We start from the raw sequence: 26079 nt of genomic DNA, 5'->3' as shown, positions 1-26079 counted from the left end.
TCGGCGCCGCGGCGAAAGGGGGCAGCCGTGTTGGACCTGCGACGACTCCAGCTGTTCGTGGCGGTCGCGGACACCGGCTCCTTCACGGCGGCTGCGGCGCAGCTCTACCTGAGCCAGCCTGCCGTGTCCCAGCAGATCGGCCTGCTGGAACGCGACCTGGGCGAGCCGCTGTTCGTGCGCGGAGCCCGTGGCGTCCGGCTCAACCAGTCAGGCGTCTTCCTCCGCGACCGCGCCCGCACCCTCCTCGAACAGGTCACGGCGCTGGAGCGCGACTTCGAGGCCCAGCGCGACGGCCACCTCCACATCACCATCGGCGCATTCCCGACGGCCGGGGTGGACCTGCTGCCCCGCGCGTTCCAACGCGTCCTCCACGAGCGACCCGACATCCGCTTGGCCGTCAAGCAGCTCGACGCGGTCGACCCGGTCTCGCTGCTCCGCGAGCACGAGGCGGAGATCGTCCTCCTCTTCGAGTACGACCTGGCGCCGCGTCCTGTCGACGGGACCTTCACCTACGTCGCGCTGACCGACGACCCGATCTGCGTCCTGCTTCCCGCCGATCACCCGCGGGCCCAGAAGGAGTCGGTCGACCTGGTCGCCCTGGGCGACGAGTCGTGGATCCTGCGCAACCACCGCGCCCCCTACGAGCGGATCCACGACCTGCTGTTCCGCCGCGCCGGAGTCACTCCTCGCGCGGTCTTCTGGACCGACGACTACCAGTCGCTGCAGGGCCTGGTCGCCGCCCGGGTGGGGGTGGGCCTGGCGCCGAGCCTGGCGATCGCCCAGCACCGCTCCGACGTCGTGGCCGTGCCTCTCGGCCAGCCTCGCTGCACGCGCCGCGTCAGCATCGTCGCGTCCGTGGAGTTCGTGGCGACCCCCGAGTACACCCTGATCGTCGAGGCCCTCCGCGAGGCGGAGGTCCACCGCGGCACCCCTTCCTGAGCAGGGGAACGCCGGCAGCCATAAGGACCTCTTGGGCGAGCTGTCAGCAATCCCGTCGGCAGTCCTGTTGACCGTGGCGGACGCGACGCAGAACCATGACGGACATCACCAATCCCATACCTGTAAGGGGAAGGCACATGAGCGCGACGACGCCCGCCCGATCGATGACCGGTCGGGCCTACCAGGACCTCCGTGCCTCCCTCCTCGACGGTCGCCTGCGGCCCAACCAGCGTCTGGTCGAGATGGACCTCGTCTCGACACTCGGGGTGAACCGTGCCGCGGTCCGCGAGGCGCTGGCCCGGCTCGAGCAGGAGGGCCTGGTGGAACGACGCCCCAACCGCGGTGTCGTCGTCCGTGAGATCTCACCAGAGGAGAGCCGCGACGTGCTGGACATGCGCATCGCCCTGGAGTCGATGGCGGTGCGCTGGGCCAGCGCGCGGCGCACGCCGGACCAGGCGGAGCGGCTGGGCCGGCTGCTCGCCGAGATGGCCGAGTGCTGCGCGGCGCGCGACGTCGTCGCGTTCGCGGACCGGCAGGCGCAGATCCACCACCTCATCCTCGACATGGCGCACGCGCCCCCGCTCGCGGCGGTCCTGAGGAGCCTGAGCGCGCACGTGGCACAGATCCGCCGACGATCGCTCGGCAGCCCCCACCGCCTCGAGGACTCCCTCGCCGAGCACCGGCAGATCGTGTCGGCGCTGCTCGACGCGGATGCGGACCGGGCCGCCGTTCTCATGGCCGAGCACCTCGAGACCGTCCGGTCACTCATCGACGCCTGACCCGCGGCGACGACACCGCCCGGCCGATCCCGCCCATCCCCTCATCCCTCTCATCCATGCCCCCGCGGCAAGGAAGGATCACCATGAAGCACTCCGTCATCCGCATCGCAGCGGTGTCGAGCCTCGTGCTCGCACTCACCACCGCCTGCGGCTCCGAGGAGCTCGGCGCCGAGCGCGAGGGCGACCTCGCCCTCGTCGACATCGCCGTGCTCGAGGCGCCCTCGCTCACGTCCTTCTACGCGCCGATCATCGACGGCTTGGAGCTGGACCGGGCCAACGGCCTGGACATCACCTTCGTGCCGAAGTCGACCGTCGCCCTGCGCACCGAGGTCGCCAACGGCTCGGCCCAGGTCACGGCGGGCGCCAGCGTGCTCACCGATGTCGCCCTCCTCAACCAGCAGGGGGCCGACACGGAGTACCTGTTCAACGTCTTCGACTGGTGGGGCACGGTGGTGACTCCGAGCGACAGCGCCGTGGACAGCGTCAGCGGTCTCGCCGGGAAGACGGTCGTCGGGGCGCTCTCGACCACGAACTACGCGATGTTCAAGATCACCGCCGGTCTGGACGGGGTGGAGCTGAGCTCGCTGAAGGAGAACACCGCTGAGCCGTCCGGCCTCGTCGCCGCCGCCAAGTCGGGGCGCCAGGGCGCCGTCCAGCTCTGGGAGCCGGCCCACACCGTCCTGACCGCCGGCAACGACGACTTCCGGTCGCTCGACCTCGTCGGCGGCCTGAAGAAGGCGCTCGGCATCGAGCGGATCCCCTACGTCGGGATGGCCGTGCAGCGCGCCTGGTTGGCGGAGAACGAGGACCTGGTGCAGCCCATGTACGCGACCTTCGCCGACGCGGTCGACTTCATCCGTGACAACCCGGACGAGGCCGCCGAGCTCATCGCCGAGGCCACGGGCGTCGACGGCGACGCGCTGCGCCAGCTGATCGGCGCTCCCGACCGGCTGGCACTGGACGTCTATCCCGCCAAGGACGCCGCCGCCGAGCTCGAGGCCCTCCTGGAGGCGGCGGTGGAGTACGGCGTGCTGACCGAGAAGCCCGAGGTCGGCGACCTCGTCTACGACGGCGAGCTGGCGCGATGAGCGTCTTGAGCCGAACGCCCCTGAGCGACGGTCCGACCGAGTTCCCCACGGGCCCGGCGCCCCGGCGGCGGATGTCGGTGCGAGACCGCCTGCGGCGCTCGGTCCCCGGCGTCATCGCGCTGGGAGCCCTGGCCGGTCTCTGGCAGCTCTCCTCGGTCTTCCTCTCCCCCGTGGCGACGCCGTCGCTGACCGAGATCTGGTCGTCGATGCAGGCGATCGTCACCGACTGGGCCCAACTGGAGAACCTGGTCCGCACCGGCGTGCGGATCCTCATCGGTCTGCTGTTGGCCTTCGCGATCGGGATGGTCCCCGGCGTGCTGATGGGGTTCAGCGAGGGCATCCGGACCTACCTGCGGCCGATCCTGTACTTCGTGCAGGGCATCCCGGCACTGTCCTGGGTGGTCTTCGCCGTGCTGTGGTTCACCGACGCGGAGGTCCGGATCGCGTTCATCCTGGTCATGGTCACCTTCCCCAACTTCTCGCTCTTCGTCGAGGGCGCCGTGCGGGGTGTGCCTCAGGAGCTCCGCGAGCTCGGCCACGCGTTCCGTGCCTCGCGCTGGAACCAGTTCCGGCAGATCGTGCTGCCGGCCATCACGCCGGCGATCCTCAGCAGCTGGGCGGTCAACCTCGGCAACGGGGTGCGTGCCGTCGTGGTCGCCGAGCTGGTGGGCGCCACCGTCGGCGTCGGCAACCGGCTCCTGCTGGCCCAGTCGCTCTTCAACATGGCGGACGCGATGGCCTGGACCCTGCTCCTCGTGCTGATGCTCCTCCTCTTCCAGACCGTGCTCAACCTGATCGAGAGCCGCCTGCTCGCCTGGCGGCCGGTAGGAGAACGCCGATGAACGCCGCATCACCGACCGCCCTCGTCCGCTTCGACGGCGTGGGGAAGGAGTTCTCCAAGCGCGGGCACCGCTTCCGCGCCGTGGACGAGCTGACCTTCTCGGTGCACGGGAGCGAACGGGTCGCGATCGTCGGAGAGACCGGCTCGGGCAAGTCCACCGCGCTCAACCTCCTGCTCGGACTGACCCGGCCGACCGACGGCGAGGTCCGCGTCATCGGCCTCGATCCGTTCGCGCAGTTCTCCGAGCTCGCCGGCCGGGTGGGGATCATCTTCCAGTCCGCGCGGCTGCTCGACTGGCGCACTGCGGTGGGCAACGCCGCGTTCGGGCTGGAGATGCTCGGAGTCGGCAGGTCGGAGCGGCTCGGCATCGCCACGGACTGGCTCACCCGCCTCGGGCTGGGCTCGTTCCTGGAGGCCTATCCGCACGAGCTGTCCGGCGGCATGCGGCAGCGCGTCTCGATCGCCCGGACGATGGCCATCCGGCCCGAGGTGCTGGTCGCGGACGAGGCGTTCAGCGCACTGGACGAGATGACCGCGGCCTCGGTGCGCGCCGACCTGCTCGCGCTGCTCGCCGAGGAGGAGATGACGACGATCTTCGTCACGCACTCCGTCCCGGAGTCGGTCACGCTCGCCGACCGGGTCCTCGTCTTCACCCGGCCGGGCCAGGTCCGCAGGGTCGTCGACGTGCGGGATCTGCGCTCGCGGGGCCGCTCCGACAGCGAGATCGAGGAGCAGGTGCGCGCCGGGCTGCGCGACTCCGGCGCCGGTGCCGGGGTCGCGGGACGGCCGGACACCCATGACTGAGGTCGTCGACGCGCACGGTCACTACGTCCCCCGTGGCCTGTTCGACGCGGTGCGCGACGCCGGTGGCGCGCTTCCCTCGCTCGACGTCGTGCGGCTGTCGTCGGGCCGCGACGCCCTGGCGATGCCCGGCCTCGACGAGGTCCGGCCCATGCCCGAGATCCTCAACTCGGCCACCACCTCCCTCAGCTGGCTCGACCAGCAGCGGATCGACCTGCAGGTGGTGGGCACCTGGGCGGACCTCTTCGGCTACCAGCTCGATGCCGGGGAGGGCAGCCGGTGGTGCCGGCTGCTCAACGACCTGCAGTGGGAGGAGCTGCACGGCGAGCCCCGACTGGTCCCGCTCGCCGTACTGCCGCTGCAGGACCCGGCTGCCGCCCTGCGCGAGATCGAGGCCAGCCACGCCACCGGCTACCGGGCCGTGACGATCGGCTGCCGCGCGGGCCACCTCGAGCTCGACGACCCCAGCCTGGAACCCGTCTGGGCGGAGCTCGCCGCCCGCGGCATGGCGGTGGTGATGCACCCGTCCTTCCACACGACCGAGCGCCGCACCAGTGATCTCGGCCTGCCGAACACCGTCGGGAGACCCCACGACACCGACGTGGCCGTCGCCCGGCTGGTCCTCTCCGGCGTCCTCGCCAGGAGTCCCGCCACGCGCCTGCTCCTGATGCACGGCGGCGGCTCGATCCCCCTGCTCTGGGGACGGCTGGAGCGCAACCACGCCATCACCCCCGGGACCACCGACCCCGAGCGGTCGCGCGGCTGTCTGTGGTTCGACTCCGTCGTCTACCGACCGGAGGCGCTGGAGCGTCTCGTCTCCTTCGCCGGTCCGGACCGGGTGCTCCTCGGGTCCGACTACCCGTTCCCGATCCGCGATCCCGCTCCACGCCGGGTCGTCGACCTCTCCAGCCTCGCGTCCGACGTCAAAGACCGCATCCTCGGCGCCAATGCCGCTGCCTTCTTCGCCCTCACCAGAAAGGTCCCCACCGTGCCCGACGGAACCCAGCCCCACCCCACCCAGCCCCACCCCACCCACCCGCGCCGCGAGGTCATCACCACCGCCGACCGCCGTATCGAGGTCGATCACGGCCCCTCGTTCGCGCTGCCCCAGGTCGTCTCCGGCGCCGAGCACCTCAGTGTCTTCAGCGTCCACGACGAACGGATCCGTCCCGACAACCAGGCCAAGGCGGACGGGGCGCCGCTCCGCGTCCTCGACTCGGTGGCGGCCAAGCTCGACGTCTCCAAGCGCAGTGTCGAGGACATGGGCTTCTGGCACCGCAGCACCGACTACAGCGAGATCATCATCTGCATCCGGGGCGCGCTCCTGTGGGAGACCGAGTTGGGCAGCAACGTCCTGCGCGCCGGCGACATCCTGGTGATCCCGCGGGGAGTGGCCCACCGGTCGGCCCTGTGCGAGGACTCCGCCGAGCAGAACGTCCTCGTCGAGGTCAAGGTCAAGGACGACCTGACCTACGTCGGTCCCCGTCCGTGATGAGCAGCCCCGAGGCCGTCGTCCTCCACGGCATCGACCACCTGGTCACGATGGACGCCGAGCGCCGCGTGCTCCGCGACGCCGCGGTGGTCGTCCGCGACGGGGTGATCGCCTGGGTCGGCCCCACCACCGACGTGCCCGCTCCTGCTGGTGCCCGGATGGTCGACGCCCGGCACCGGGTGGCGACGCCGGGCTTCATCGACTGCCACCTGCATGCGTCCTTCCAGCTCTCCCGCGGACTGGCCGACGAGGCCAACGCGCGGGAGTTCCTCATCCAGCGCATGTACCCCTACGAGGCCGCACTGACGTACGACGACGTGGTGACCTCGGCACTGCTGGCGTCGCGCGAGTCCCTGCTCAACGGCACCACCTGCTTCGTCGACCCGGGCAACCAGCACCCCCAGGCGAGCGTGGACGGGGTCGCCCGGACCGGTCAGCGGATCGTGCTCGCCCGCAGCGCGTTCGATCTCGGAGGCTCCGACTTCGGTGCGGTGCCCGACGCCCTGGTCGCCACGCCCGACCAGGCGCAGCAGCAGGCGGACGACCTGGTCCGGACCTTCGACGGCGCGCTCGACGGCAGGGTGCGGGCATCGGTGAGCTTCCGCGGCCTGAACAACAGCAGCGACGACCTCATCCGCGCACTCGGCGAGGTGGCCCGGGAACATCGTCGGGTGCTCCAGACCCACGCCTGCTTCAGCTACTCGACCCACGATGCGTCGGTCGCCAAGCACGGCACCACCGAGATCGCCCGGCTGCACCGGCTCGGAGTGCTGGACGAGCTGGCGATGCTGGTCCACTGCGGCTGGCTCGAGCCCGAGGAGATCGCTCTGCTCGCGGCCTCGGGCGCGGGCGTCGTCGCCGCGCCGACGTCGAGCCTCCACAACGGATACGGCAACATCGCCATGGGCCACGTCCCCGAGCTGCTCGCGCTCGGGGTCCCGGTCGCCCTCGGGACCGACCATGCCTGCTCCGGCCCGAACGACCTGGTCCGAGAGATGTTCCTGGTCGCCTGCGGCTACAAGGAGGTCCGGGTCAACCCGAGGGTGATGCCGCCCGAGCACGCGCTCGAGATGGCCACCGTCCACGCCGCGCGGATCCTCGGTGTCGCCGACGAGCTCGGCTCCGTCGAGGTCGGCAAGCGCGCGGACCTGGTGCTCTTCGATACCGACCGACCGAGCTGGCAGCCCCTCTACAATCCGGTGTCGAACCTGGTCTACTCGGCCACCGGCAACACCGCCGACATGGTCCTGGTCGACGGTGAGATCGTGGTCGAGGCCGGGGCGCTCACCCGTGTCGACGAGACGGAGGTGCTCCGCCGCGGGCGCGCCGTGGCGCGGGACCTCTATGTCCGGCTCGACGGAGATCGGCTGTCGCGGGCACTGTGGTGACCGGGGTCGCCGGGGTCGCCGGAGGGTCGGCGCGCCGGGGACGAAGGACGTCGATGGCCGCTCTGGCTGTCGCGGAGCTGCTCAGCTGGGGCGTCCTCTACTACACCTATCCGGTGGCGGCACCGCGGATCGCGGAGGCGACGGGCTGGTCGCACGAGCTGCTGATGCTGGTGTACTCGATCTGCCTGGTCTCCGCGGCCGCGGCCGGCGTGTGGCTCGGGCGGACGATCGACCACGCCGGCGACCTGCGCCGGGTGATGCCGTGGTGCACCGCACTCGGCTGCGCCGGGATGGCGCTGTCGGCGACCGCCGTGGCGCCGCTCTTCCTCCTCGGTTGGGTGCTCGTCGGGGTGGCACAGGCCGGCTGCCTGTGGACGCCGGCGTTCATCGCCATCACCCGCTGGTACGGCGACCACGGGTCCTGGCCGATGACCGTGATCACCGCCGTCGGAGGCTCCGCCTCCGTACTCTTCGCCCCGTTGGTCGCCCACGCGGTCACGGACCTCGGCTGGCGCCCGACGTTCGTCGGGCTCGCCGTCGCCTACGGCACGCTCGCGTTGCCCTTGCAGCTGCTCTGCCTGAGGACGACCTGGGCAGTGCCGCACGCCGAGCTGCGCGTCCCCCGGCAACGGCTGCGCGAGACCACCCGACAGCCCCGGTTCATCCTGCTGCAGCTCTGCATGCTGGTCGCCGGGGTGGCGCTCTTCGGCGTCACCTTGAACCTGGTGCCGGTCGCTGTCGAGAAGGGTGCGACCTACCAGCAGGCAGCGATCATCTTCGGCCTCGTCGGCCTCGGGCAGGTGATCGGTCGGGTGGGATTCACCCTGCTTCCCTCACGAGGCGCCCCGCCCGCACGCACCCGCGGGCTCATGCTGGTGGCGGCGCTGGCGCTCCTCGCGCTGGCCCTCGCGCCGCCCGTCACCCCTCTTGCCGCGCTCGCGGTCCTGGCCGGCGCGGTCCGGGGCAGCCACACGCTGCTGATGCGCGACGGCGTGCTGGAGCGATGGGGCCCCGCCAACTTCGGCGCGGTGATGGGCTGGTTCAACCTGCCTGTCGCCCTCGGCATCGCCGTGTCCCCGTCGGTGGGCGCCCTGCTCGCCACCGCCACCGGCAGCTACACCTCCGCCGTCGTGCTCGTCGCGGGTCTCGTGCTGGCGACCAGCATGCTCGCGCGGCGGACCTGACCTCGACGACGGCCCGGTGGGCCCGCCGAGGCCGACCGACGCCGCACCCCGCGCAGACCCGCCCGTCGGTCATCGCCCGTCGGTCATCGCCCGTCGGTCATCGCCCGTCGGTCATCGCCCGTCGGTCATCGCCCGTCGGTCATCGCCCGTCGGTCATCGCCCGTCGGTCATCGCGGGAAGCGACGGCGACGGAGCGCAGGGAGCGAGGAACGAGCGACCGGAGCGGAGGAACCGAGTCTTTCCGCGAGCCGACCGTCTTGCCGCCACGCGGACGCAGGACCTACGGAACTCGACTGCGCGGCCGGCAGCGTGTCGCGAGGAACGAGCGACACGCTCGGCCCATCCAGCTCAGTCGCGACGGTCGGCGTAGTCCGACCACTTGTCGAGCACTTCGGGCTCCACCTCGTCGGCGCTGGTCGCGGGCTCGCCATGGAGCTCAGCGGCCAGAGCCGAGAGATCAGTCTCGTGAGTGCGGTACTTCAGGTCGCGAGCGACCTTGGTCTGCTTGGCTTTCGCACGGCCGCGGCCCATAGGGTCCAGCCCCCTCGCACACTTGGCCGGTAGCCCTCCGGGCCCCGGACTGCTGAATACGTAGTCTCGTGGGTCCAACGGTACATGGCCGGTGGCTGTTCCCGCACGCCGGGATGTCTTCTGCCGCTCCCGGAGAGTGCGAATGAGGCGCAGGTCACCAACCGGGGTGCTGGCCCACCAGCTCGACGGTGCCCTTCTGCTCCGGGTCGACGGCGACCTCGCCGGCCACCCAGGAGTCGATGCCGAAGTCGGCGAGACGGGCCACGGCCGCCTCGACGGCGTCGGGAGCCACCAGCGCGACCATGCCGACGCCGCAGTTGAGGGTGGCCTCGAGGTCGGGCTGGGGGACCTCGCCGACCCGGCGCACGACGTCGAAGACCGGGGCCGGGGTCCAGGTCGCGCGGTCGAGGGTCGCCTTCAGCTCGGGCGGCATGACCCGCGCGAGGTTGTTGGCGAGGCCGCCGCCGGTGACGTGGGCCATCGCGTGCGTCTGGGTCTCGCGGGCGATCGCGAGACAGGGCTTCGTGTAGAGCCGGGTCGGCTCGAGGAGCTCCTCGCCCAGGGTGCGGCCGAACTCCTCCACGTGGCGGTCGACGGTCCAGCCGGCCTGCGTGAAGAACACGTGGCGAGCCAGGGAGTAGCCGTTGGAATGCAGGCCGCTGGCGGCCATCGCGACCACGACGTCACCCGGCCGGACCCGACCCGGCCCGAGCAGGGCGTCGGCCTCGACGACACCGGTGGTGGCGCCGGCGACGTCGTACTCGTCGGGCGCGAGCAGGCCGGGGTGCTCGGCGGTCTCGCCGCCGACCAGCGCGCAGCCGGCCTCGACGCACGCCTCGGCGATGCCCTTGACGATCGCGGCGATCCGCTCGGGCACGACCTTGCCGGTCGCGATGTAGTCGGTCATGAAGAGCGGCTCGGCACCGCACACGACGAGGTCGTCGACGACCATGCCGACGAGGTCGAAGCCGATCGTGTCGTGCTTGTCCATCAGCTGCGCGACGGCGACCTTGGTGCCCACGCCGTCGGTCGAGGTCGCGAGCAGCGGCCGCTTGTACGACGTCAGCGCGGTCGCGTCGAAGAGACCGGCGAAGCCGCCCAGACCGCCGAGCATCTCGGGCCGGCGGGCCTTCTCGACCCACTCCTTCATCAGGTCGACGGCGCGGTCCGCGGCCTCGATGTCGACGCCGGCACGGGCATAGGCGTTGTCAGTCATTGCAATTCCTTAATCTGCGATGTTGCCGCCAGCAAAAGTTGTGGATCCGGACCGCCTCGACCGCGTGGCCGGCAGCGTGGCGCGCCGCGCGAAGCGCATCGAGGGCGTCCGCGGTGCGAGCGAAGCGAGGACCGTGCGGCGTCCTCGATCGGGCGACACGCTCGGCCCATTATGGATTGTTGAAGACAGGAAGCGCCTCGCCGTGCGTGCTCGGCTTGAGCGTCGCCTCCAGGAGGTGCTTGCCGAGCAGGCTCTCATCGGGCAGCTCGATCGGGTAGTCGCCGGTGAAGCAGGCGGTGCACAGGCTCGACTGCTGCTGGCCGGTCGCCTGGACCATGCCCTCGAGCGAGATGTAGCCGAGGCTGTCGGCACCGACGGACGCGGCGATCTCGTCGACCTCGAGGCCGTTGGCGATCAGCTCGGCACGGGTGGCGAAGTCGATGCCGTAGAAGCACGGCCACTTCACCGGCGGCGAGGAGATCCGGACGTGGACCTCGGTCGCCCCGGCCTCGCGCAGCATCCGGACCTGGGCGCGCTGGGTGTTGCCGCGCACGATGGAGTCGTCGACCACGACGATCCGCTTGCCGCGGATCATGTGCTCGAGCGCGTTGAGCTTGAGCCGGATGCCGAGCTGGCGCAGGGTCTGGCTGGGCTGGATGAAGGTGCGACCGACGTAGGCGTTCTTCACGAAGCCCTGGCCGAACGGGATGCCGCTCTCGAGCGCGTAGCCCGACGCGGCCGGCGTGCCGGACTCGGGCACGGGGATGACGAGGTCGGCCTCGACCGGGAACTCGCGGGCGAGCTGGCGGCCCATCTCGACCCGGGCCTCGTGGACGCTGCGGTGGGCGATGGTGGCGTCGGGGCGGGCGAGGTAGACGTACTCGAACACGCAGCCCTTGCGGCGCGGCTCGGCGAACTTGTGGGAGCGCAGGCCGTCCTCGTCGATGACGATGAGCTCGCCCGGCTCGACCTCGCGCACGACACTGGCGCCGGTGGTGGCGAGCGCGGCGTCCTCGCTCGCGACGACCCAGCCCCGCTCGAGCCGGCCCAGCACGAGGGGTCGGATGCCCTCGGGGTCGCGGGCGGCGTACAGCGTGTTCTCGTTCATGAAGACGAACGAGAAGGCACCGTTGACCTGGGGCAGCAGCTCCAGCGCGCGCGTCTCCAGCGACTGGTCGGGGTGGTGCGCGAGGAGCGCCGTGACCAGGCTGGTGTCGTTGGTGGACGACTCGAGGTTGCGGGCGTGGATGTCGAGCTCGCCGTCGTCGCTCGGCAGCGCCTGCACCATCTCCGCGAGCTGAGCGGTGTTGATCAGGTTGCCGTTGTGGCCGAGCGCGATCGAGCCGTCCGCCGTCGGCCGGAAGGTCGGCTGCGCGTTCTGCCAGGTGCTCGCGCCGGTCGTCGAGTAGCGGCAGTGGCCGACGGCGAGATGGCCCGCGAAGGACTCCAGGGTGTTCTCGTCGAAGACCTGGGAGACGAGGCCCATGTCCTTGTAGACGAGGATCTGACGACCGTTGCTCACCGAGATGCCCGCGGACTCCTGCCCGCGGTGCTGCAGCGAGTAGAGGCCGAAGTACGTCAGCTTCGCGACGTCCTCACCCGGGGCCCATACACCGAAGACTCCGCACACGTTGCGCAAGCCTACCGGCCGAACTCCCGATCGTTCAGTTCGCGACGACCTGACGAGATACCCGCTCGACGACGGCACTCGCGACCTGCGCGGCCTGGGCCCGGATCTCGGGGATGGCGGTCGACTCCCACAGCGTGCCCTTGCGCGGCGGGCCGACCACGAACAGGCCGTCGACCACCCGACCGCCGGTCCCCCGGACCGCGCCGTCGACGGTGGCGTCGATCCCCAGCGCGAGCGGGTCGGGGACCACCGTGCCGCGGGCGACGAGGGCACGCAGGAGCGGATCGGTGCTGCGACGGACGTCGGCGAGGGGGCCGGTGCAGTTGACGACGGCGTCCACCTCGACCGGGGGGCGGCCGGGCGCGGTGGTGACCCGACAGCGCTCGCCGAGGTCCTCGACGGCGTGCAGGCTGCCGGTGTGCACGACCAGCCGGTCGTCGTACCGGTAGGACTGGACACGCAGCGCGACCTCGGGCGCCATCCGGTGCCGGCGGACCTCCCAGTCGCGGGCGTGGACGTCGAGGAAGCGGCGCCGCTCGGCGACGGGGAGCCGGCGCCACAGCTCCTGGGTGAGCGGGCGGAGACCGTCGACGACGGCACGCCAGCTGACGCCGCGCTCGTCGGCGGCCCGGCACTCCTCGGCGACCGCGGCCGCGATCGCATCGGCGGTCACGGCGTCGTCGGGGACCTTGGTGACCCAGGCGGTGTGGGCCTGCCCGACGTGCGGCTTGGGCAGCAGCCCGTTCCGGCTGACCAGCGTGACGTGCCGCTCCGGGCCGTCCTCGAGCAGGGTGATGGCGGTGTCGATGCCGGTCAGGCCGGTGCCGACCACGACGACCCGGGCATCGGCCGGGAGGGTGCGCAGGCGGGCCAGCTCCCACGGGTTGGCGACGTGCCACGCCGCGTCGGGCAGAACCGCCCCGTCCGCCGTGGCGAGCGGACGGGGCGGTTGGTTCCCGTGGCAGAGCACGACGGCGTCGGCACTCGAGGTAGCCCGCTCGGTGACGATCTCGAAGCCGGAGCCGGAGGGCCGGACGTCGAGCACCCGGCCGGCGCGGATCCGGAGCCGGTCGTCGGCGACGTCGGCGAGCCGGTCCTGCAGGTAGATCGCGTAGTCGGCACGCGGCAGGAAGCCCTGCGGGTCGCTGCTGCGGCCGGTGCGCAGCGCCCAGTCGAGCAGGTCGGACGGGGCGTCCGGGAACGCGCTCATGTGACGCGCCCGGACGTTGAGCAGGTGCCGCTGGTCGTTGGTGCCGTACGCCACCCCGCGCCCGACGATCCCGCTGGCCTCGTGGACCACGACCTCGAGCCCGGGGTCGTCGCTGCGCACCAGCAGGTTGATCGCGGTGAGCACGCCGCTGGCACCCCCGCCGATCACCGCCACCCGGGTCCTCGTTCGGGGGGCCGTCGTGGTGCTCGTCGCCGTCATGCGAGTTAGTCTAGCGTATCACTCTACTTTGAGGGGCGCGGGTTCACCGCCACCCCCCGCGACTCAGGCGCCGAGATTGCGCAGCAGCAGCGCCTCGGCGAGCAGGACCTTCTCGAACTCCGCCAGGTGCAGCCCCTCGTTGGGGCCGTGGGCGCGGGTGTCGGGGTCCTCGACGCCGGTCACGAGCACCGACGCGGCGGGGAAGCTCTCGAGGAACTCCGCGATGAACGGGATCGAGCCGCCGACACCCATGTCGACCGGCGCGGTGCCGTCCCACGCCTCGGTGAACGCGGCCCGCGCGGCGTCGTACGCCGGGCCGTTGACGTCGAGCGCGATCGGCTCGCCGGTGTCGACGACCTCGACCGTGAGGTGGGCACCCCACGGGACGTGCTGCTCGAGGTGGGCGCGCAGGCAGTTGAGGGCGTTCGCGGAGGTCTCGCCAGGGGCGGTGCGCAGCGCGAGGCGGGCCCGGGCAGCCGGGATGAGCGTGTTGGACGAGCCGTCCACCTTCGGCGCGTCGAGACCGATCACCGACAGCGCCGGCTGGGTCCACAGCCGCTCGACGGCCGGGCCCGAGCCCATCCACTCGACACCGGACGCGACTCCGGACTCGGCGCGCAGCCGCTCCTCGGGGTAGTCCACGTCGGCGGCGGGGCCGGAGTGCAGGCCCGCGACGACCAGGTTGCCCGCGTCGTCGTGCAGCGAGGCGATCAGGCGGGACAGGGTGATGAGCGCGTCGGGGACCAGACCGCCCCACATGCCCTGGTGGACGGCGTGGGTGAGGGTGCGGACCTCGACGTTGACGCGGACCAGGCCGCGCAGGCTCGTGGTCAGCGCCGGGACGCCGATGTCCCAGTTGCCGGAGTCGGCGATCACGATGACGTCGGAGCGCAGCTCCTCGACGTACTTCTCCAACAGCTGCGGGAGGGTCGCGCTCGCGACCTCCTCCTCGCCCTCGATGAACAGGCGGACCGTGACGGGCAGGTCGTCGCCGAGCAGACGCAGCGCCGCGACGTGGGTCATGATGCCGGCCTTGTCGTCGGCGGCGCCGCGGCCGTAGAGCCGCCCGTCGCGCTCGGTCGGCTCCCACGGCGGGCTGTCCCACTCGGCGTGGTCGTTCTCGGGCTGCACGTCGTGGTGGGCGTAGAGGAGGACCGTGGGCGCGCCCTCGGGGCCCTTCCTCTCGCCGATCACGGCGGGCGGCGCGCCGTCGAAGGCGCGCACGATCCGCACGTCGACGCCCTCCGCGGCGAACAGGTCGGCGGTCGCCCGGGCGCTCACCTCGACCTGGTCGAGGCGGTCGGGGTCGGCGCTGACGGACTGGATGCGGACGAGGGCCTCGAGGTCCGATCGGACAGCCGGGAGGATCTCGGCGAGGCGCGTACGCAGGTCGGTGGTGGAGACAGGTCCGGTCATGCCCCCAAACCTAGGGGGCACGATCGAGGCATGGCACCTTCGCGGCCCCTCGGGCCACGACGGTCGCGGCGGTCGCGGCGGCCCTCTCGGGGACCGACCCCTACCCCAGCGGCAGGTACGGCGCCAGGTCGGTCCGCTCGCCGCTGGCCCGGACCTGCCCGGCGTCCACGGCGTCGGGCCACGCGAGCCGCCCGGTGGCGAGCGCGATCCAGGTCGCGGCGTCGGTCTCGATCACGGCCGGCGGGGTGCCGCGGGTGTGCCGGACGCCCTCGACGACCTGCACGGCGGCGTACGGCGGCACCCGCACCTCGACGGACCGTCCGGGTGCACGGGTCTCGAGGAGGGCGAGGAAGTGCTTGGTCAACAGCCGCAGGTCCGCGCGCTCGGCGGCGCCGGCGGCCACCCGGGCCAGGGCGGCGGCGACATCCTCGGCGGCGGCGGGGCGGAGCCGGGCCGGCATCACCCGCCTCCCGCGGGCGGCGGGAGGGGAGGGACCGCGGCCTTCCCGGTCAGTGCGTGCACCTCATCCCCATGAGCCGCAGCCTATCGACCGCCCGCGGCCGACCCGCTCAGGTGGGCGGTCATTCCGGACGTCTGCGCCCGGCACCGGGCCGCGGCCACCACAATGGGGCCCATGCTCCTTCGTCGTTGCTCCGCGGCTGCGCTCGGCCTCCTCCTGCTCACGCCCGCCCTCGCCGCGTGCGGCGGCGACTCGGCCGGTGTCGCGGCCGGCGACGTGGTCCCGGCCCGCCCCGACGCGCGGATCGCCGACAGCGGGAGCGAGACGACCGTGGCGCTGCCGATCGGCGACCTCCTGGTCACCGTCGGGAAGCCGGTCCGGGAGATCTCCGCCGACGACACCCGTCAGCTCGAGCAGCTGACCGCGACCGACGGCGAGGTGTTCATGCCGGTGAGCTGGCAGTACGACACCACCTCGCTCGGCGCCTACGCCCGCTACCTGGAGACGACAGCGACGCCGGTGGTCGACCTGGTCGTCGACGGGGCGTCCTACCGGATCCCCCCGCCGGAGGTCTCGACCGAGGGGGCGGAGGCCTTCTTCGTCACCGTCAGCGGGTCGGGAGACGACCCCGAGCTGAAGGTGGAGTTCGACGGCGTGACCCAGACCGCCGATCTGACGACGGGCGAGGTGGACGCCGGCGCCGCCGCGCCCCTCTACGAGCTCGACCCGGCACCCACCGAGGCGGTCCCCTGCGGCGGCACCGCCCGGCCGAACCGCACCCTCACGGTCAGCGAGCTCGCGTTCACCTGCACCATGACGCCACCGGTCCTGCTGCCGTACGCCGGCGACGACTGGGCGGCGGACGGGCGCACCTGGCTGGCCACCACCGTCGAGACGGCGTTCGGCCGGTGGGACGAGGCCACGACCGATCTCAGCGCCGGGGCGATCTACTACCCCGGGACCGTCGACGGCGCCTTCACCCTCGGCGGGTCGAAGGCCGTGCAGGTCATCCGCGACGCCGGCCGGGGCACCTGCCCCGACATCGCCAACCAGAACTGCAGCGCGGTGTTCCACGTGCTGTTCGATGTCGGCGAGGACGCCCCGCGCAACCTCGTGGTCAAGCAGCGCTACGAGCTCGGGCGCACCTCGACCTGGGGCACGATCGACGCTCCGGAGCAGATCAAGCTGACGGTGACCGACCGGACCCGGCTGCCGTAGCGCCGGGCCGGCCGCACGACGGCGCGGCCAGGATCGCGTCGTCCTTCAGCCGAGGGCGTTCGGCAGCGTGCCGCTCCACGCCTCGCGCAGCTCGGCGAGCGGTACCTCGAACCGGCCCTCCACGACCAGCGCGTCGCCGCCCGTGCTGCCGAGCTCGACGGCGGGCACGCCGTGGCGGGCCGCGATCGTCATCAGCTCGTCGACGCTGTCGGCCGGAACGGTGACGACCGCCCGGGCCGCGGACTCGGCGAAGAGGTCGACGAAGGCGTCGCCCGGCAGCTCCACCCGGGCGCCGACGCCGCTGACCATCGCGGCCTCGGCGAGGGCCTGGGCGAGGCCGCCGTCGGACAGGTCGTGGGCGCTGGTGGCGACACCGACCAGGTCGCGCAGGGCCAGGGCGAGATTGTGCTCGTTGGCGAGGTTGACCGCGGGCGGGCGACCGCCGAGGTGGCCGTGGACGACGTGCGCCCACTCGGATCCGGAGAGCTCCTCGTGGGTGCTGCCGAGCTGGACGATCCGCTCACCGGCGGCCTGGAAGGCCGAGGGGGTACGCCGGCGCACGTCCTCGATCACACCGAGCACGGCTACCACCGGGGTCGGCAGGATCGCGGTCTCGCCGGTCTGGTTGTAGAGGCTGACGTTGCCGCCGGTCACCGGGATCCCGAGCTCGGCGCAGGCGTCCTTGAGGCCACGGCAGGCCTCGGCGAACTGCCACATCACGTCGGTGTCCTCGGGCGAGCCGAAGTTGAGGCAGTCGCTGACCGCCAGCGGCAGCGCGCCGCCGGTGGCGACATTGCGGTAGGCCTCGGCGAGCGCGAGCTGCGCGCCGGCGTACGGGTCCAGCTTGGCGAAGCGGCCGTTGCAGTCGGTGGCGACGGAGACGCCGAGGTGGGTCTCCTCGTCGATGCGCACCATGCCGGAGTCGGCGGGCTGGGCGAGGACCGTGTTGCCCTGGACGTAGCGGTCGTACTGGTCGGTGATCCACGACTTGTCGCAGAGGTTGGGGCTGGCGACCATCCGGAGCAGGGTCGCGCGCAGCTCGTCGCCGCTGCTCGGGCGCGGGAGCGCCTCGGCGCCGTCGGCCTGCAGCGCGTCCTGCCAGTCGGGGCGGGCGAACGGGCGCTGGTAGACCGGGCCGTCGTGGGCGACGGTCCGCGGCGGTACGTCGACCACCGTCTCGCCGTGCCAGTCGATGACCAGCCGTCCGGTCTCGGTCACCTCGCCGATGACGGCCGCCTCGACGTCCCACTTCGTGGTGATCGCGAGGAAGGCGTCGATGTCGTCCGGCTCGACGATCGCCATCATCCGCTCCTGGCTCTCGCTCATGAGGATCTCCTCGGGCGAGAGCGTCGAGTCGCGCAGCGGCACCTTGTCGAGAGCGACGTTCATGCCGCCGTCACCGGCGGAGGCCAGCTCGGAGGTCGCGCACGAGAGGCCGGCGCCGCCGAGGTCCTGGATGCCGGCGACCAGGCCCGCCGCGAACAGCTCCAGGGTGCACTCGATGAGCAGCTTCTCCATGAACGGGTCGCCGACCTGGACGCTGGGGCGCTTGGCCGGGCCGTCCGCGTCGAAGGTCTCGGAGGCGAGCACCGACACACCGCCGATGCCGTCGCCGCCGGTGCGGGCGCCGTACAGCACGACGAGGTTGCCCGCGCCGGACGCCTTGGCCAGGTGGAGGTCCTCGTGGCGCAGCACGCCGACGCACAGCGCGTTGACGAGCGGGTTGCCGAGGTAGGTCTCGTCGAAGACGGCCTCGCCGCCGATGTTGGGCAGCCCCAGGCAGTTGCCGTAGCCGCCGACGCCCGCGACGATCCCGGGCAGCACGCGGTGGGTGTCCTCGGCGTCGAGCGGGCCGAAGCGCAGCGGGTCCATGACCGCGACCGGGCGGGCGCCCATCGCGATGATGTCGCGGACGATGCCGCCGATGCCGGTCGCGGCACCCTGGTAGGGCTCGACGTACGACGGGTGGTTGTGGCTCTCGACCTTGAAGCTGACCGCGTAGCCCTGGCCGATGTCGATGACGCCGGCGTTCTCGCCGATGCCGGCGAGCATCGGGCCGATCGGGGTCTCCTGGGCGAGCTCGCCGAACTGCTTGAGGTGCACCTTGGAGGACTTGTAGGAGCAGTGCTCGCTCCACATGACCGAGTACATCGCCAGCTCCGCGCCGGTGGGGCGACGGCCCAGGATCTCGCGGATCCGGTCGTACTCGTCGGCCTTCAGGCCGAGCTCGGACCAGGGCTGCTCCCGGTCGGGATCACCGGCCGCCACGGCCACGGTGTCGAGCGTCGGACGGGCAGGTGCGGAAGCGGTGTCGGCCACGGCCCCAAGGGTATCCGTGGCCGGCCCGATCGCCCTGATCGGCTCAGCCCCGTGGACTGCGGGCGGCGACCTCGTCGCCCGGCGGCAGGTCGAGGTCGTCGAGCGCCGCGCGCACCGCCTGGTCGCTGTCCGCGCAGACCGTGACCGAGTACGGCGCCGCGCGGTCGTCGTACCAGAGGGCGAGCTTGCGCCGACAGTGCTCGCGGTCGACCTCGGCGAGCTCCACCCAGGCCGACCGCAGGTCGGGACGGTACGCGTAGTCCCGCTCGACCCGGTCGCGGTAGTTGGCGTCCATGGCATCCCAGCCGCGCCACTGGGCGTAGTACACCGACGACGTGTCGTCGAGGCACCAGCGGGCCTGCACCCGGGCCGACTTGGGATCGGGCACCACCTCGCAGTCGGCAGCGCGCGGGAAGGCCGCGAGCAGCGCGTCGGGCTCCGGCTCGGCGACATCTGTCGAAGGGTCGTTCGGGCGCGCCGACGGCGTCGGGTCGGAGCGGTTGAGGGCCCAGGCGGCCGCGCCGACGACCAGGGCGAGGAGCGCGAGGACGAGGAGTCCGGTCTGCCAGGAGACCCGCCGGGGACGACCGGGCGGCGCGGCGACCGCCGGACGCGGCCGGGTCGGCGGGCCGGTGTCGAGCAGGGTGGGCTCGGGGTCGTCGAGCGGGATCGCGTCGAGGGCGGCGATCAGCTCGGCCGTCGTACCGAACCGGGCGGCGGGGTCCTTCGCCATCGCGACGGCGAGCACCTCGTTGACCGCCGCGGCGTCGGCGCTCGACGCGGGCAGCTGCGGGACCGGTCCCTGGAGGTGGCCGAGCAGGACCTGACCGGTCGCCCCCTCGTACGGCGCCCGCGCCGTCAGCGCCGCCCAGAGCACGCAGCCGAGCGCGTAGATGTCGGTGGCGACGGTCGCGTCGACGCCCTGGTGCCGCTCGGGCGCCATGTAGCCGGGCGTCCCGACGGCGCCGGTGGTGGCGAGCTGCTCGAGGTCGGCGACGGCCGCGATGCCGAAGTCGCACAGCACCGGGCGGATCCGGCCGTCCGCCTGCTGCCCGACCAGCACGTTGGAGGGCTTGATGTCGCGGTGCAGGATGCCGACCTCGTGGGCCGCGCCGAGACCGAGGGCCAGGTCACGGACCAGCGCCACCGCGTCGGGCAGGAACAGGGGGCCCTCGTTGCGCAGCAGCTGGTTGAGGTCCCCGCCGGGGATCAGCTCCGTCGCGATGAAGAGCGCGCCGTCCTCCTCGCCGGCGTCGAAGATGCGAACGACGTTCGGGGAGTCCAGCCGGGCGAGCGCCTTGGCCTCGCGCAGGAACCGGGCGCGGTAGGCCGCGTCGTCGACGAGGTGGGGAGCCAGGACCTTGAGCGCGACCGGCCGGTCGAGGTCGCGGTGGACCGCCGCCAGGACCACGCCCATGCCGCCGCGGCCGAGTCGTCCGGTGACGTCGTACCGACCGAAGGAGTCACCCGGTTGCAGCGCCACCCCGCCACCGTATGCGAATTACAGATGTGTAGTTCACGGGGAGGCCTGTTACTCGTGTGAAAGTTGTGGTTATCGTGACTCGGCTCCCCGCCCGCCAAGCTTCCCCTTCCCCTGGAGTCCGCGATGCCTTCCCGGCCCTTTCCCCCGTCCGCCCGTCCCCGGCTCCACCGCCGGCTCCGCGTCCCGATCGCGGGTGCCGCCGCCGGCGCGCTGGCCGTGCTGCTGACCCTGGCGCTGCTGACGCCGCTCGGCGGCACGCCCCAGGCTGCCGAGACCGACGCCCCCGTCGACACGCCTGTCGACCTGGCCGCGAACGCGACGAACCCGGTGACGCCCGGTGACTTCACCGGCTACGGCTTCGACCAGTGCGAGACCCAGTCGCAGAAGAACATGGATGCCTGGCTGGCCCACTCGCCCTTCCGAGCCGTCGGGGTCTACATCTCCGGCGCCTCGCGGTTCTGCAGGACCCAGAAGAACCTGACCCCGACGTGGGTGTCCACCCAGCTGGCCAAGGGCTGGCGGATCCTCCCGATCACGCTGGGCCCGCAGTCCACCTGCGTGGGCCGGTTCCCCCGCTACGGCGCCACCATCGACCCGACGATCAGCAACGCCAGCGCCGGCGGCTACCAGGCCGCCCGCGCCCAGGGCACGGCCGAGGCGGACAGCGCCGTGGCCGCCGCCCAGGCGCTGGGGATCGTCCCCGGCAGCTCGCTGTGGTACGACCTCGAGGGCTGGAGCAACTACAAGGACGCGACCTGCCGCGAGTCGTCCCTCGCCTTCCTGAGCGGCTGGACCGCCCGGATCCGTCAGCTCGGCTACGTGTCGGGGGTCTACTCCAGCGCCGGCTCGGGCATCAAGATCCTCGACGACGCGCGCCAGCAGGGCCGGGCCGACGTCGTCCTCCCGGACCGGATCTGGATCGCCCGCTGGGACAACGTCGCGAACACCTCCACCAGCTACATCGCCGAGGACGGCTGGCGGCCCGGCAACCGGATGAAGCAGTACCGGGGCGGCCACAACGAGACCTGGGGCGGCGTCACCATCAACATCGACAGCAACTACCTCGAGCTGGGCAACGGGAGCCCGCTCCGGTGCGGCGGCGTCAAGGTCAACCTGGCCAACTACAAGAAGATCACCCCGAGCAAGGCCAAGCCCAAGCAGGTCCGCGCGCTCAAGTGCCTGCTCCAGGAGCAGAGCCTCTACCCGGGCAAGATGTCGAAGAAGTACAACAAGAAGCTGAAGGCCGGCATCCACGGCTGGCAGGCCCGCGCCGGCCAGAAGGTCAAGGACAAGTGGACCAAGAAGAACTGGGCCTCGCTGCTGGCCGGCGGCGCTTCCTAGTGAGCCGGCTGGGGTTGAGTCGTCACATCTGACCCGTTGAACCGTCACTTCCGTCCATCGCCGCTGACAACCGGATCCAGAAGTGACGGCTCGACCGGTCAGATCCGCCGACTCAACGGGTCAGCCGCCGAAGCCGACCTGCGGGTCCAGGCCGGTCTGCATCCGCCAGCCGAGCAGCGCGATGCCGAGGCCGGTACGGTGGTCCGGCTCGTCGAGGGAGACGCCGAGCAGTCTCTCGATCCGCGCCAACCGGTCGTAGAGCGACTGGCGGCGGATGCCGAGCAGGTCCGCCGCTCGGGCCTTCGACAGCGAGCAGGCGAGGTAGGCGTCCAGGGTCCGCAGCAGCTCGCTGCGGTGCTCGCGGTCGTGGTCGATGAGCGGGCCGATCTGCTCGCGGACGAACCCGCGCATCGCGGCGGGGTCCACCGACGAGGTGACCAGTCGGTGCGCCGCCACGTCGCGCTCCATCACGACCCCGTCGCGCCGACCGTATCGCCGGGCGGTGCGCAGCACCTGCCGGGCGCGGCCGACCGCCGACGCCAGATCGCCCGGGTCGGCGACCGGGGTGGCGGCTGCGACCAGGACCCGCCCGGGGAGCCGGACGGTGAGCCGCTCCCGGGCACCGGTCAGCTCGTCGCGGACCTGGGCCGGCACCGGGCGCCTGCCCCCGCGGTGCACCACGACGACGTGTCCACCGCTCACCCCGACCAGCACGGCCGGGTCGGCCCGCTCGTCGTCGTGGAAGGCCGCCTCGACGGCGGCAGCCGCATCGGTCAGCGGTACGGCGGAGTCGACCTCGACCGCGGCGACCACCAGGTGACGTCCCTCCTGGGGCGGCCAGCCGAGCGCGGCCAGCCGGTGCAGCACGTCGGCCCGCGAGACCACGACGCCGGCGACCAGGTCGGACACCAGCGACTGGGCGGGCCCGGGGCGATGGCCCGCGCCACTCCCCCGCCCGACCTCGAGCGCGACGGCGTGCGCCGCGACCTCGGCCAGACGCAGCCTCTCGGGACTCTCCGCGCCCAGGAGCCGCAGGGTGCCGACCGGCCCGGCCGATCCGCGCACCGGCGTCGGGATGACCTCGTCGTCGGAGACCGACGCGATCCGGCTCCGTTCGACGGTCTGCCCCTCCGGGTCCCGCAGCTCGACGGCGCAGCCCGCGAGCCGGGACACCTCGTCGAGCAGCGCCCGCAGTCCGCGACCCTCGATCACCACCTGGGTGAGCGCGCGCCAGCCCGCGTCCCCGCCGTCACCGCCGGCCGCGACCCGGCGGCGCACCAGCAGCTCGTGGAAGTCCTCAACCATCCGCTCGAAGGGCACCATCGCCGGGAACGCCAGCAACGCCAGGCCGCGGCGGCGCGCGGCGGCCAGGATCGGCTCCGGTACGGCGAAGAACGTCCGGCCCAGCTCCAGCCCGAGAGCCGCGACGCCCGCGTCGGCCAGCTGGTCGACGTACGACGCGAGGTGGTCGGCCGTGCGCCCGTGCAGGCCGAGGCCGGTGGTGAGCAGCACCTCGCCCCCGGCGAGCAGGGCGCCCATCTCGAAGACCTCCGAGGAGTGCACCCAGCGCACCTGGACCCGCTCGACGTCGCCGTGCAGCACCTCGGTGCTGGCAGCACGGAACGACGGGAGGGCCAGCACCTCGGCGAGAGTTGCCCCCATCAGGACGAACCGTCCGGCGAATGATGGATCATGCCCGACATTATGTCCCTTGTCGCGGTGCGGCGCCTCTGGTGATGTGAGCCCCGACACATCGACCCACGGAGGCAGGCCCATGATCACCGACGACGACCGCAGGTTCCTCGACCTCGCCATCGAGCAGGCCCGGATCGGCTGGGGGGAGGGCGGCATCCCGATCGGCGCCGCGCTCGTCCACGAGGGCGAGGTGCTCGCCGTCGGCCGCAACCGCCGGGTCCAGCAGGGCTCGGCCATCCGGCACGGCGAGACGGACTGCATCGAGACCGCCGGCCGGCTCCCCGCCAAGGTCTACCGGGCCAGCACGCTCTACACGACGCTCTCCCCCTGCTTCATGTGCGCGGGCACCTCGGTGCTCTACGACATCCCGCGGATCGTCGTGGGCGAGAACCAGAGCTTCCAGGCCTCCGAGGAATGGCTGCGCTCGCGCGGCGTCGTGGTCGACGTGCTCGACGACCCGAGCTGCCGCGAGCTGATGGTCACGATGATGCGCGAGAAGCCCGAGCTGTGGGCCGAGGACATCGGGGAAGAGGCGTGAGCACCGTGCGGCCGTCCGAGGCCACCGCCCCGGTCGACCCCGACTACCCGGTCACCCCGGTCCCGGCGCATGCCCGCAAGTCGTTCATCTCGCTGGCGGTCGTGCTGCTCGGCTTCACCGTCTTCACGCCGACCATGCTGGCCGGCGCCCAGCTCGGCTCGGCGTTCGCGCTCGGCGAGCTGCTGCGCGTGATCCTGCTCGGCTCGCTCATCCTCGGCACGTACGTCGCCCTGCTCGGCTGGATCGGCGCCAAGACCGGCCTGACCACCGTCGTGATGGCGCGCTACGTGCTGGGCTACCGCGGCAGCAAGCTCGGCTCGATCCTGCTGGGCGGCACCCAGATCGGCTGGTACGGCGTCGTCATCGGCACCATCGGCGATCTGACCGCGCAGGCGTTCGAGTGGGAGTCGGGTGCCGCGAAGGCCGCCGTGATGATCCTGACCAGCGTCCTCATGTGCCTGACCGCCTGCTACGGCTACCGCGGCATGTACTGGGTCTCGGCGATCTCCACCCCGCTCATCCTGATCCTCGCGTTCTGGGTGCTCTTCCGCTCCCTCGAGGAGGTCGGCGGCTGGTCCGGGCTCGCCGACGTCGAGCCCAACGGCTCGATGACGATGGCGGTCGCGATCACGACCGTGGTCGGCACCTTCGTCTCGGCGGGGACCCAGGCACCCAACTGGACCCGCTTCGCCCGCACCGGCAACCAGGCGCTGGTCGCCTGCGTGATCGGCTTCCTCATCGGCAACGGGCTGATGATCTTCTTCGGCGCCACCGGCGCGATGACCTTCGGCCAGGGCGACTTCGTCCTCGTCCTCTACGACCTCGGCCTGATCACCTGGGGCCTGGTGCTGCTCTTCGGCAACCTGTGGAAGTCCAACGCCGACACCGCCTACGCCTTCGGCGTGGCCGGGGCGGAGCTGTTCGAGAAGCCCAAGAAGACGCCGTTCGTCATCTACGGCTCGATCGTCGGCACCGTGCTCGCGCTGGTCGGGGTGCAGAACCACCTCGTGGACTACCTGGTCCTGCTCGGCGTCTTCATCCCGCCGCTCGGCGGCGTCGTCATCGGCGACTACTACGCCCGCTGGCGCCGCGGCGGGATGCCCGAGGGCGAGCGCCTGCCCGCCCTCAACGTCATGAATCTCGCGGTCTACGCGGCCGCCAGCGGCATCGCGTGGATCGCCAAGGAGACTGAGTTCGGCGTGCCACCTGTCATCGGCGTCGTGCTGGCCGCATTCGGCTCGTACGCCGTCGGGCGCGCCGGACTCAACCGTCGGCTCACCCCCACCGGGAGCTGAGCCGGCTCCTGGCCCCGGGCCCCACTGGGGCGGGTCCGGGGCCGGGTCTGACCCCGCGGGAGCTCAGGCGAAGGCGGTCTCGACGAGCGAGGTGAAGAAGCCGAGCCCGTCGAGACCGCTGCCGGTGAGCTCCTCGACGGCGTGCTCGGGGTGGGGCATCAGGCCGACGACGTTGCCGCGCTCGTTGGCGACACCGGCGATGTCGTCGAGGGACCCGTTGGGGTTGACCTCGAGATAGCGCGCCACGACCTGGCCCTCGCCCTCGATGCGGGCGAGGGTCTCGGTGTCGGCGACGAAGCCGCCCTCCCCGTTCTTGAGCACGATCCGGATCTCCTGCCCCTGGGCGTAGGCCGAGGTCCACGGGGTCCGGTTGCTCTCGATGCGCAGCAGCTGGTCGCGACAGACGAACCTGCGGTGATCGTTGCGGATCAGCGCGCCGGGCAGCAGGTGGGACTCGCAGAGGATCTGGAAGCCGTTGCAGATGCCGAGGACGGGCATGCCGGCGTTCGCGGCCTCGACCACCTTCTCCATGACCGGGGCGAACCGGGAGATGGCGCCGCAGCGCAGGTAGTCGCCGTACGAGAAGCCGCCGGGCAGGATGACCGCGTCGACGCCCTTGAGGTCGGCGTCACCGTGCCAGAGGGCGACCGCCTCGTTGCCGCCGATGCGGACCGCACGGCGTGCGTCGACGTCGTCGAGCGAGCCGGGGAAGGTGACGACGCCGACCTTCACGGCGCGACGCCCTGCTCGACCGTGACGGTGTAGTTCTCGATCACCGGGTTCGAGAGCAGCGTCTCGGCCATCTTGTCGACCTCGGCGAGCACCGCGTCGGTGACCTCGCCCTCGAACTCGATCTCGAACCGCTTGCCCTGGCGGACGTCGGTCACGCCGGTGAAGCCCAGCCGGGGCAGTGCGCCCTGGACGGCCTTCCCCTGGGGGTCGAGGATCTCGGGCTTCGGCATGACAGCTACGACGACTCGGGCCACGGCCCGCAGT

At 72.1% G+C, this 26079-nt stretch carries 23 protein-coding genes; 12 read left to right on the top strand and 11 right to left on the bottom strand.

Features of this window, described 5'->3' with window-relative positions; all coding sequences use genetic code 11:
• Nucleotides 1-27 precede the first annotated feature (27 nt).
• The 8 genes from KVF89_RS26485 (at nucleotide 28) to KVF89_RS26450 (ending at nucleotide 8512) form a co-directional block, all read left to right on the top strand.
• Nucleotides 28-939 (top strand): LysR family transcriptional regulator, encoded by a 912-nt coding sequence (locus KVF89_RS26485; protein ID WP_257430130.1) that lies wholly within the window; start codon nucleotides 28-30, stop codon nucleotides 937-939.
• A gap of 137 nt (nucleotides 940-1076) precedes the next feature.
• Nucleotides 1077-1718: a GntR family transcriptional regulator gene (locus KVF89_RS26480; RefSeq protein WP_257430129.1), complete on the top strand. Its 642-nt coding sequence runs from the start codon at nucleotides 1077-1079 to the stop codon at nucleotides 1716-1718.
• Nucleotides 1719-1801: 83 nt separating this feature from the next.
• Nucleotides 1802-2806, top strand: coding sequence for an ABC transporter substrate-binding protein (locus KVF89_RS26475; protein WP_257430128.1), 1005 nt, complete (start codon nucleotides 1802-1804; stop codon nucleotides 2804-2806).
• A complete protein-coding gene (locus tag KVF89_RS26470) occupies nucleotides 2803-3648 on the top strand; it encodes an ABC transporter permease (RefSeq protein WP_257430127.1) in 846 nt (281 codons plus the stop codon). Before KVF89_RS26475 ends, KVF89_RS26470 begins: the two co-directional genes overlap by 4 nt.
• On the top strand, nucleotides 3645-4451 hold the full coding sequence (locus KVF89_RS26465) for an ABC transporter ATP-binding protein (protein WP_257430126.1): 807 nt from the start codon (nucleotides 3645-3647) through the stop codon (nucleotides 4449-4451). Before KVF89_RS26470 ends, KVF89_RS26465 begins: the two co-directional genes overlap by 4 nt.
• Complete coding sequence (locus tag KVF89_RS26460) at nucleotides 4444-5940, top strand: amidohydrolase family protein (protein ID WP_257430125.1); 1497 nt, start codon at nucleotides 4444-4446, stop codon at nucleotides 5938-5940. Before KVF89_RS26465 ends, KVF89_RS26460 begins: the two co-directional genes overlap by 8 nt.
• Entirely contained in the window at nucleotides 5940-7328 is a 1389-nt protein-coding gene (locus KVF89_RS26455; protein ID WP_257430124.1) for an amidohydrolase family protein, read from the top strand. Before KVF89_RS26460 ends, KVF89_RS26455 begins: the two co-directional genes overlap by 1 nt.
• 53 nt (nucleotides 7329-7381) lie before the next feature.
• A complete protein-coding gene (locus KVF89_RS26450; RefSeq protein WP_257430123.1) occupies nucleotides 7382-8512 on the top strand; it encodes an MFS transporter in 1131 nt (376 codons plus the stop codon).
• Between the two features lie 348 nt (nucleotides 8513-8860).
• Here KVF89_RS26450 and KVF89_RS26445 read toward each other — a convergent pair whose 3' ends face one another.
• The 6 genes from KVF89_RS26445 to KVF89_RS26420 form a co-directional block, all read right to left on the bottom strand.
• Nucleotides 8861-9043 (bottom strand): DUF3073 domain-containing protein, encoded by a 183-nt coding sequence (locus tag KVF89_RS26445; protein WP_257430122.1) that lies wholly within the window; start codon nucleotides 9041-9043, stop codon nucleotides 8861-8863.
• A gap of 154 nt (nucleotides 9044-9197) precedes the next feature.
• A complete protein-coding gene (gene purM, locus KVF89_RS26440; protein ID WP_257430121.1) occupies nucleotides 9198-10259 on the bottom strand; it encodes a phosphoribosylformylglycinamidine cyclo-ligase in 1062 nt (353 codons plus the stop codon).
• A gap of 169 nt (nucleotides 10260-10428) precedes the next feature.
• On the bottom strand, nucleotides 10429-11898 hold the full coding sequence (gene purF / locus KVF89_RS26435) for an amidophosphoribosyltransferase (RefSeq protein WP_257430120.1): 1470 nt from the start codon (nucleotides 11896-11898) through the stop codon (nucleotides 10429-10431).
• 25 nt (nucleotides 11899-11923) lie between these two features.
• Entirely contained in the window at nucleotides 11924-13318 is a 1395-nt protein-coding gene (locus KVF89_RS26430) for an FAD/NAD(P)-binding protein (RefSeq protein WP_257430119.1), read from the bottom strand.
• Between the two features lie 63 nt (nucleotides 13319-13381).
• On the bottom strand, nucleotides 13382-14734 hold the full coding sequence (locus tag KVF89_RS26425; protein ID WP_257430118.1) for a dipeptidase: 1353 nt from the start codon (nucleotides 14732-14734) through the stop codon (nucleotides 13382-13384).
• 100 nt (nucleotides 14735-14834) lie between these two features.
• On the bottom strand, nucleotides 14835-15194 hold the full coding sequence (locus KVF89_RS26420) for a sterol carrier family protein (RefSeq protein ID WP_257430117.1): 360 nt from the start codon (nucleotides 15192-15194) through the stop codon (nucleotides 14835-14837).
• A gap of 174 nt (nucleotides 15195-15368) precedes the next feature.
• On the opposite strand from KVF89_RS26420, the gene KVF89_RS26415 reads away from it, so the two are divergent.
• Complete coding sequence (locus KVF89_RS26415; RefSeq protein WP_257430116.1) at nucleotides 15369-16412, top strand: hypothetical protein; 1044 nt, start codon at nucleotides 15369-15371, stop codon at nucleotides 16410-16412.
• Nucleotides 16413-16457: 45 nt separating this feature from the next.
• Here the strand turns inward: KVF89_RS26415 and purL are convergent, their stop codons facing one another.
• The gene (gene purL / locus KVF89_RS26410) at nucleotides 16458-18731 is read right to left on the bottom strand and encodes a phosphoribosylformylglycinamidine synthase subunit PurL (protein WP_257430115.1); all 2274 of its coding nucleotides are present in this window, start codon (nucleotides 18729-18731) and stop codon (nucleotides 16458-16460) included.
• 43 nt (nucleotides 18732-18774) lie between these two features.
• Nucleotides 18775-20214, bottom strand: coding sequence for a serine/threonine-protein kinase (locus KVF89_RS26405; RefSeq protein WP_257430114.1), 1440 nt, complete (start codon nucleotides 20212-20214; stop codon nucleotides 18775-18777).
• A gap of 123 nt (nucleotides 20215-20337) precedes the next feature.
• Here KVF89_RS26405 and KVF89_RS26400 point away from each other — a divergent pair, with 123 nt between their 5' ends.
• Nucleotides 20338-21555, top strand: coding sequence for a glycoside hydrolase domain-containing protein (locus KVF89_RS26400; protein WP_257430113.1), 1218 nt, complete (start codon nucleotides 20338-20340; stop codon nucleotides 21553-21555).
• Between the two features lie 120 nt (nucleotides 21556-21675).
• Here the strand turns inward: KVF89_RS26400 and KVF89_RS26395 are convergent, their stop codons facing one another.
• Nucleotides 21676-23217, bottom strand: a complete 1542-nt coding sequence (locus KVF89_RS26395) for a PucR family transcriptional regulator (protein ID WP_257430112.1) — start codon at nucleotides 23215-23217, stop codon at nucleotides 21676-21678.
• Nucleotides 23218-23329: 112 nt separating this feature from the next.
• Between KVF89_RS26395 and KVF89_RS26390 the strand changes: the two genes are divergently transcribed.
• Together KVF89_RS26390 and codB are read left to right on the top strand one after the other, a co-directional pair.
• Nucleotides 23330-23788 carry a nucleoside deaminase gene (locus tag KVF89_RS26390; RefSeq protein WP_257430111.1) on the top strand — a complete coding sequence of 153 codons (459 nt, stop codon included), beginning with the start codon at nucleotides 23330-23332 and terminating at the stop codon, nucleotides 23786-23788.
• On the top strand, nucleotides 23785-25083 hold the full coding sequence (codB, locus tag KVF89_RS26385; RefSeq protein ID WP_257430110.1) for a cytosine permease: 1299 nt from the start codon (nucleotides 23785-23787) through the stop codon (nucleotides 25081-25083). The genes KVF89_RS26390 and codB overlap by 4 nt, the downstream gene beginning before the upstream one ends.
• 63 nt (nucleotides 25084-25146) lie before the next feature.
• Here codB and purQ read toward each other — a convergent pair whose 3' ends face one another.
• Together purQ and purS are read right to left on the bottom strand one after the other, a co-directional pair.
• A complete protein-coding gene (gene purQ / locus KVF89_RS26380; RefSeq protein WP_257430109.1) occupies nucleotides 25147-25815 on the bottom strand; it encodes a phosphoribosylformylglycinamidine synthase subunit PurQ in 669 nt (222 codons plus the stop codon).
• Nucleotides 25812-26069 carry a phosphoribosylformylglycinamidine synthase subunit PurS gene (purS, locus tag KVF89_RS26375; protein ID WP_257430108.1) on the bottom strand — a complete coding sequence of 86 codons (258 nt, stop codon included), beginning with the start codon at nucleotides 26067-26069 and terminating at the stop codon, nucleotides 25812-25814. The genes purQ and purS overlap by 4 nt, the downstream gene beginning before the upstream one ends.
• Between the last annotated feature and the right edge of the window lie 10 nt (nucleotides 26070-26079).

The sequence above is a fragment of the Nocardioides carbamazepini genome, assembly GCF_024614185.1.
Classification (GTDB): domain Bacteria; phylum Actinomycetota; class Actinomycetes; order Propionibacteriales; family Nocardioidaceae; genus Nocardioides; species Nocardioides carbamazepini.
Note: the sequence above shows the minus strand (reverse complement) of the source record. Positions and strands in the feature narration are given on the sequence as shown.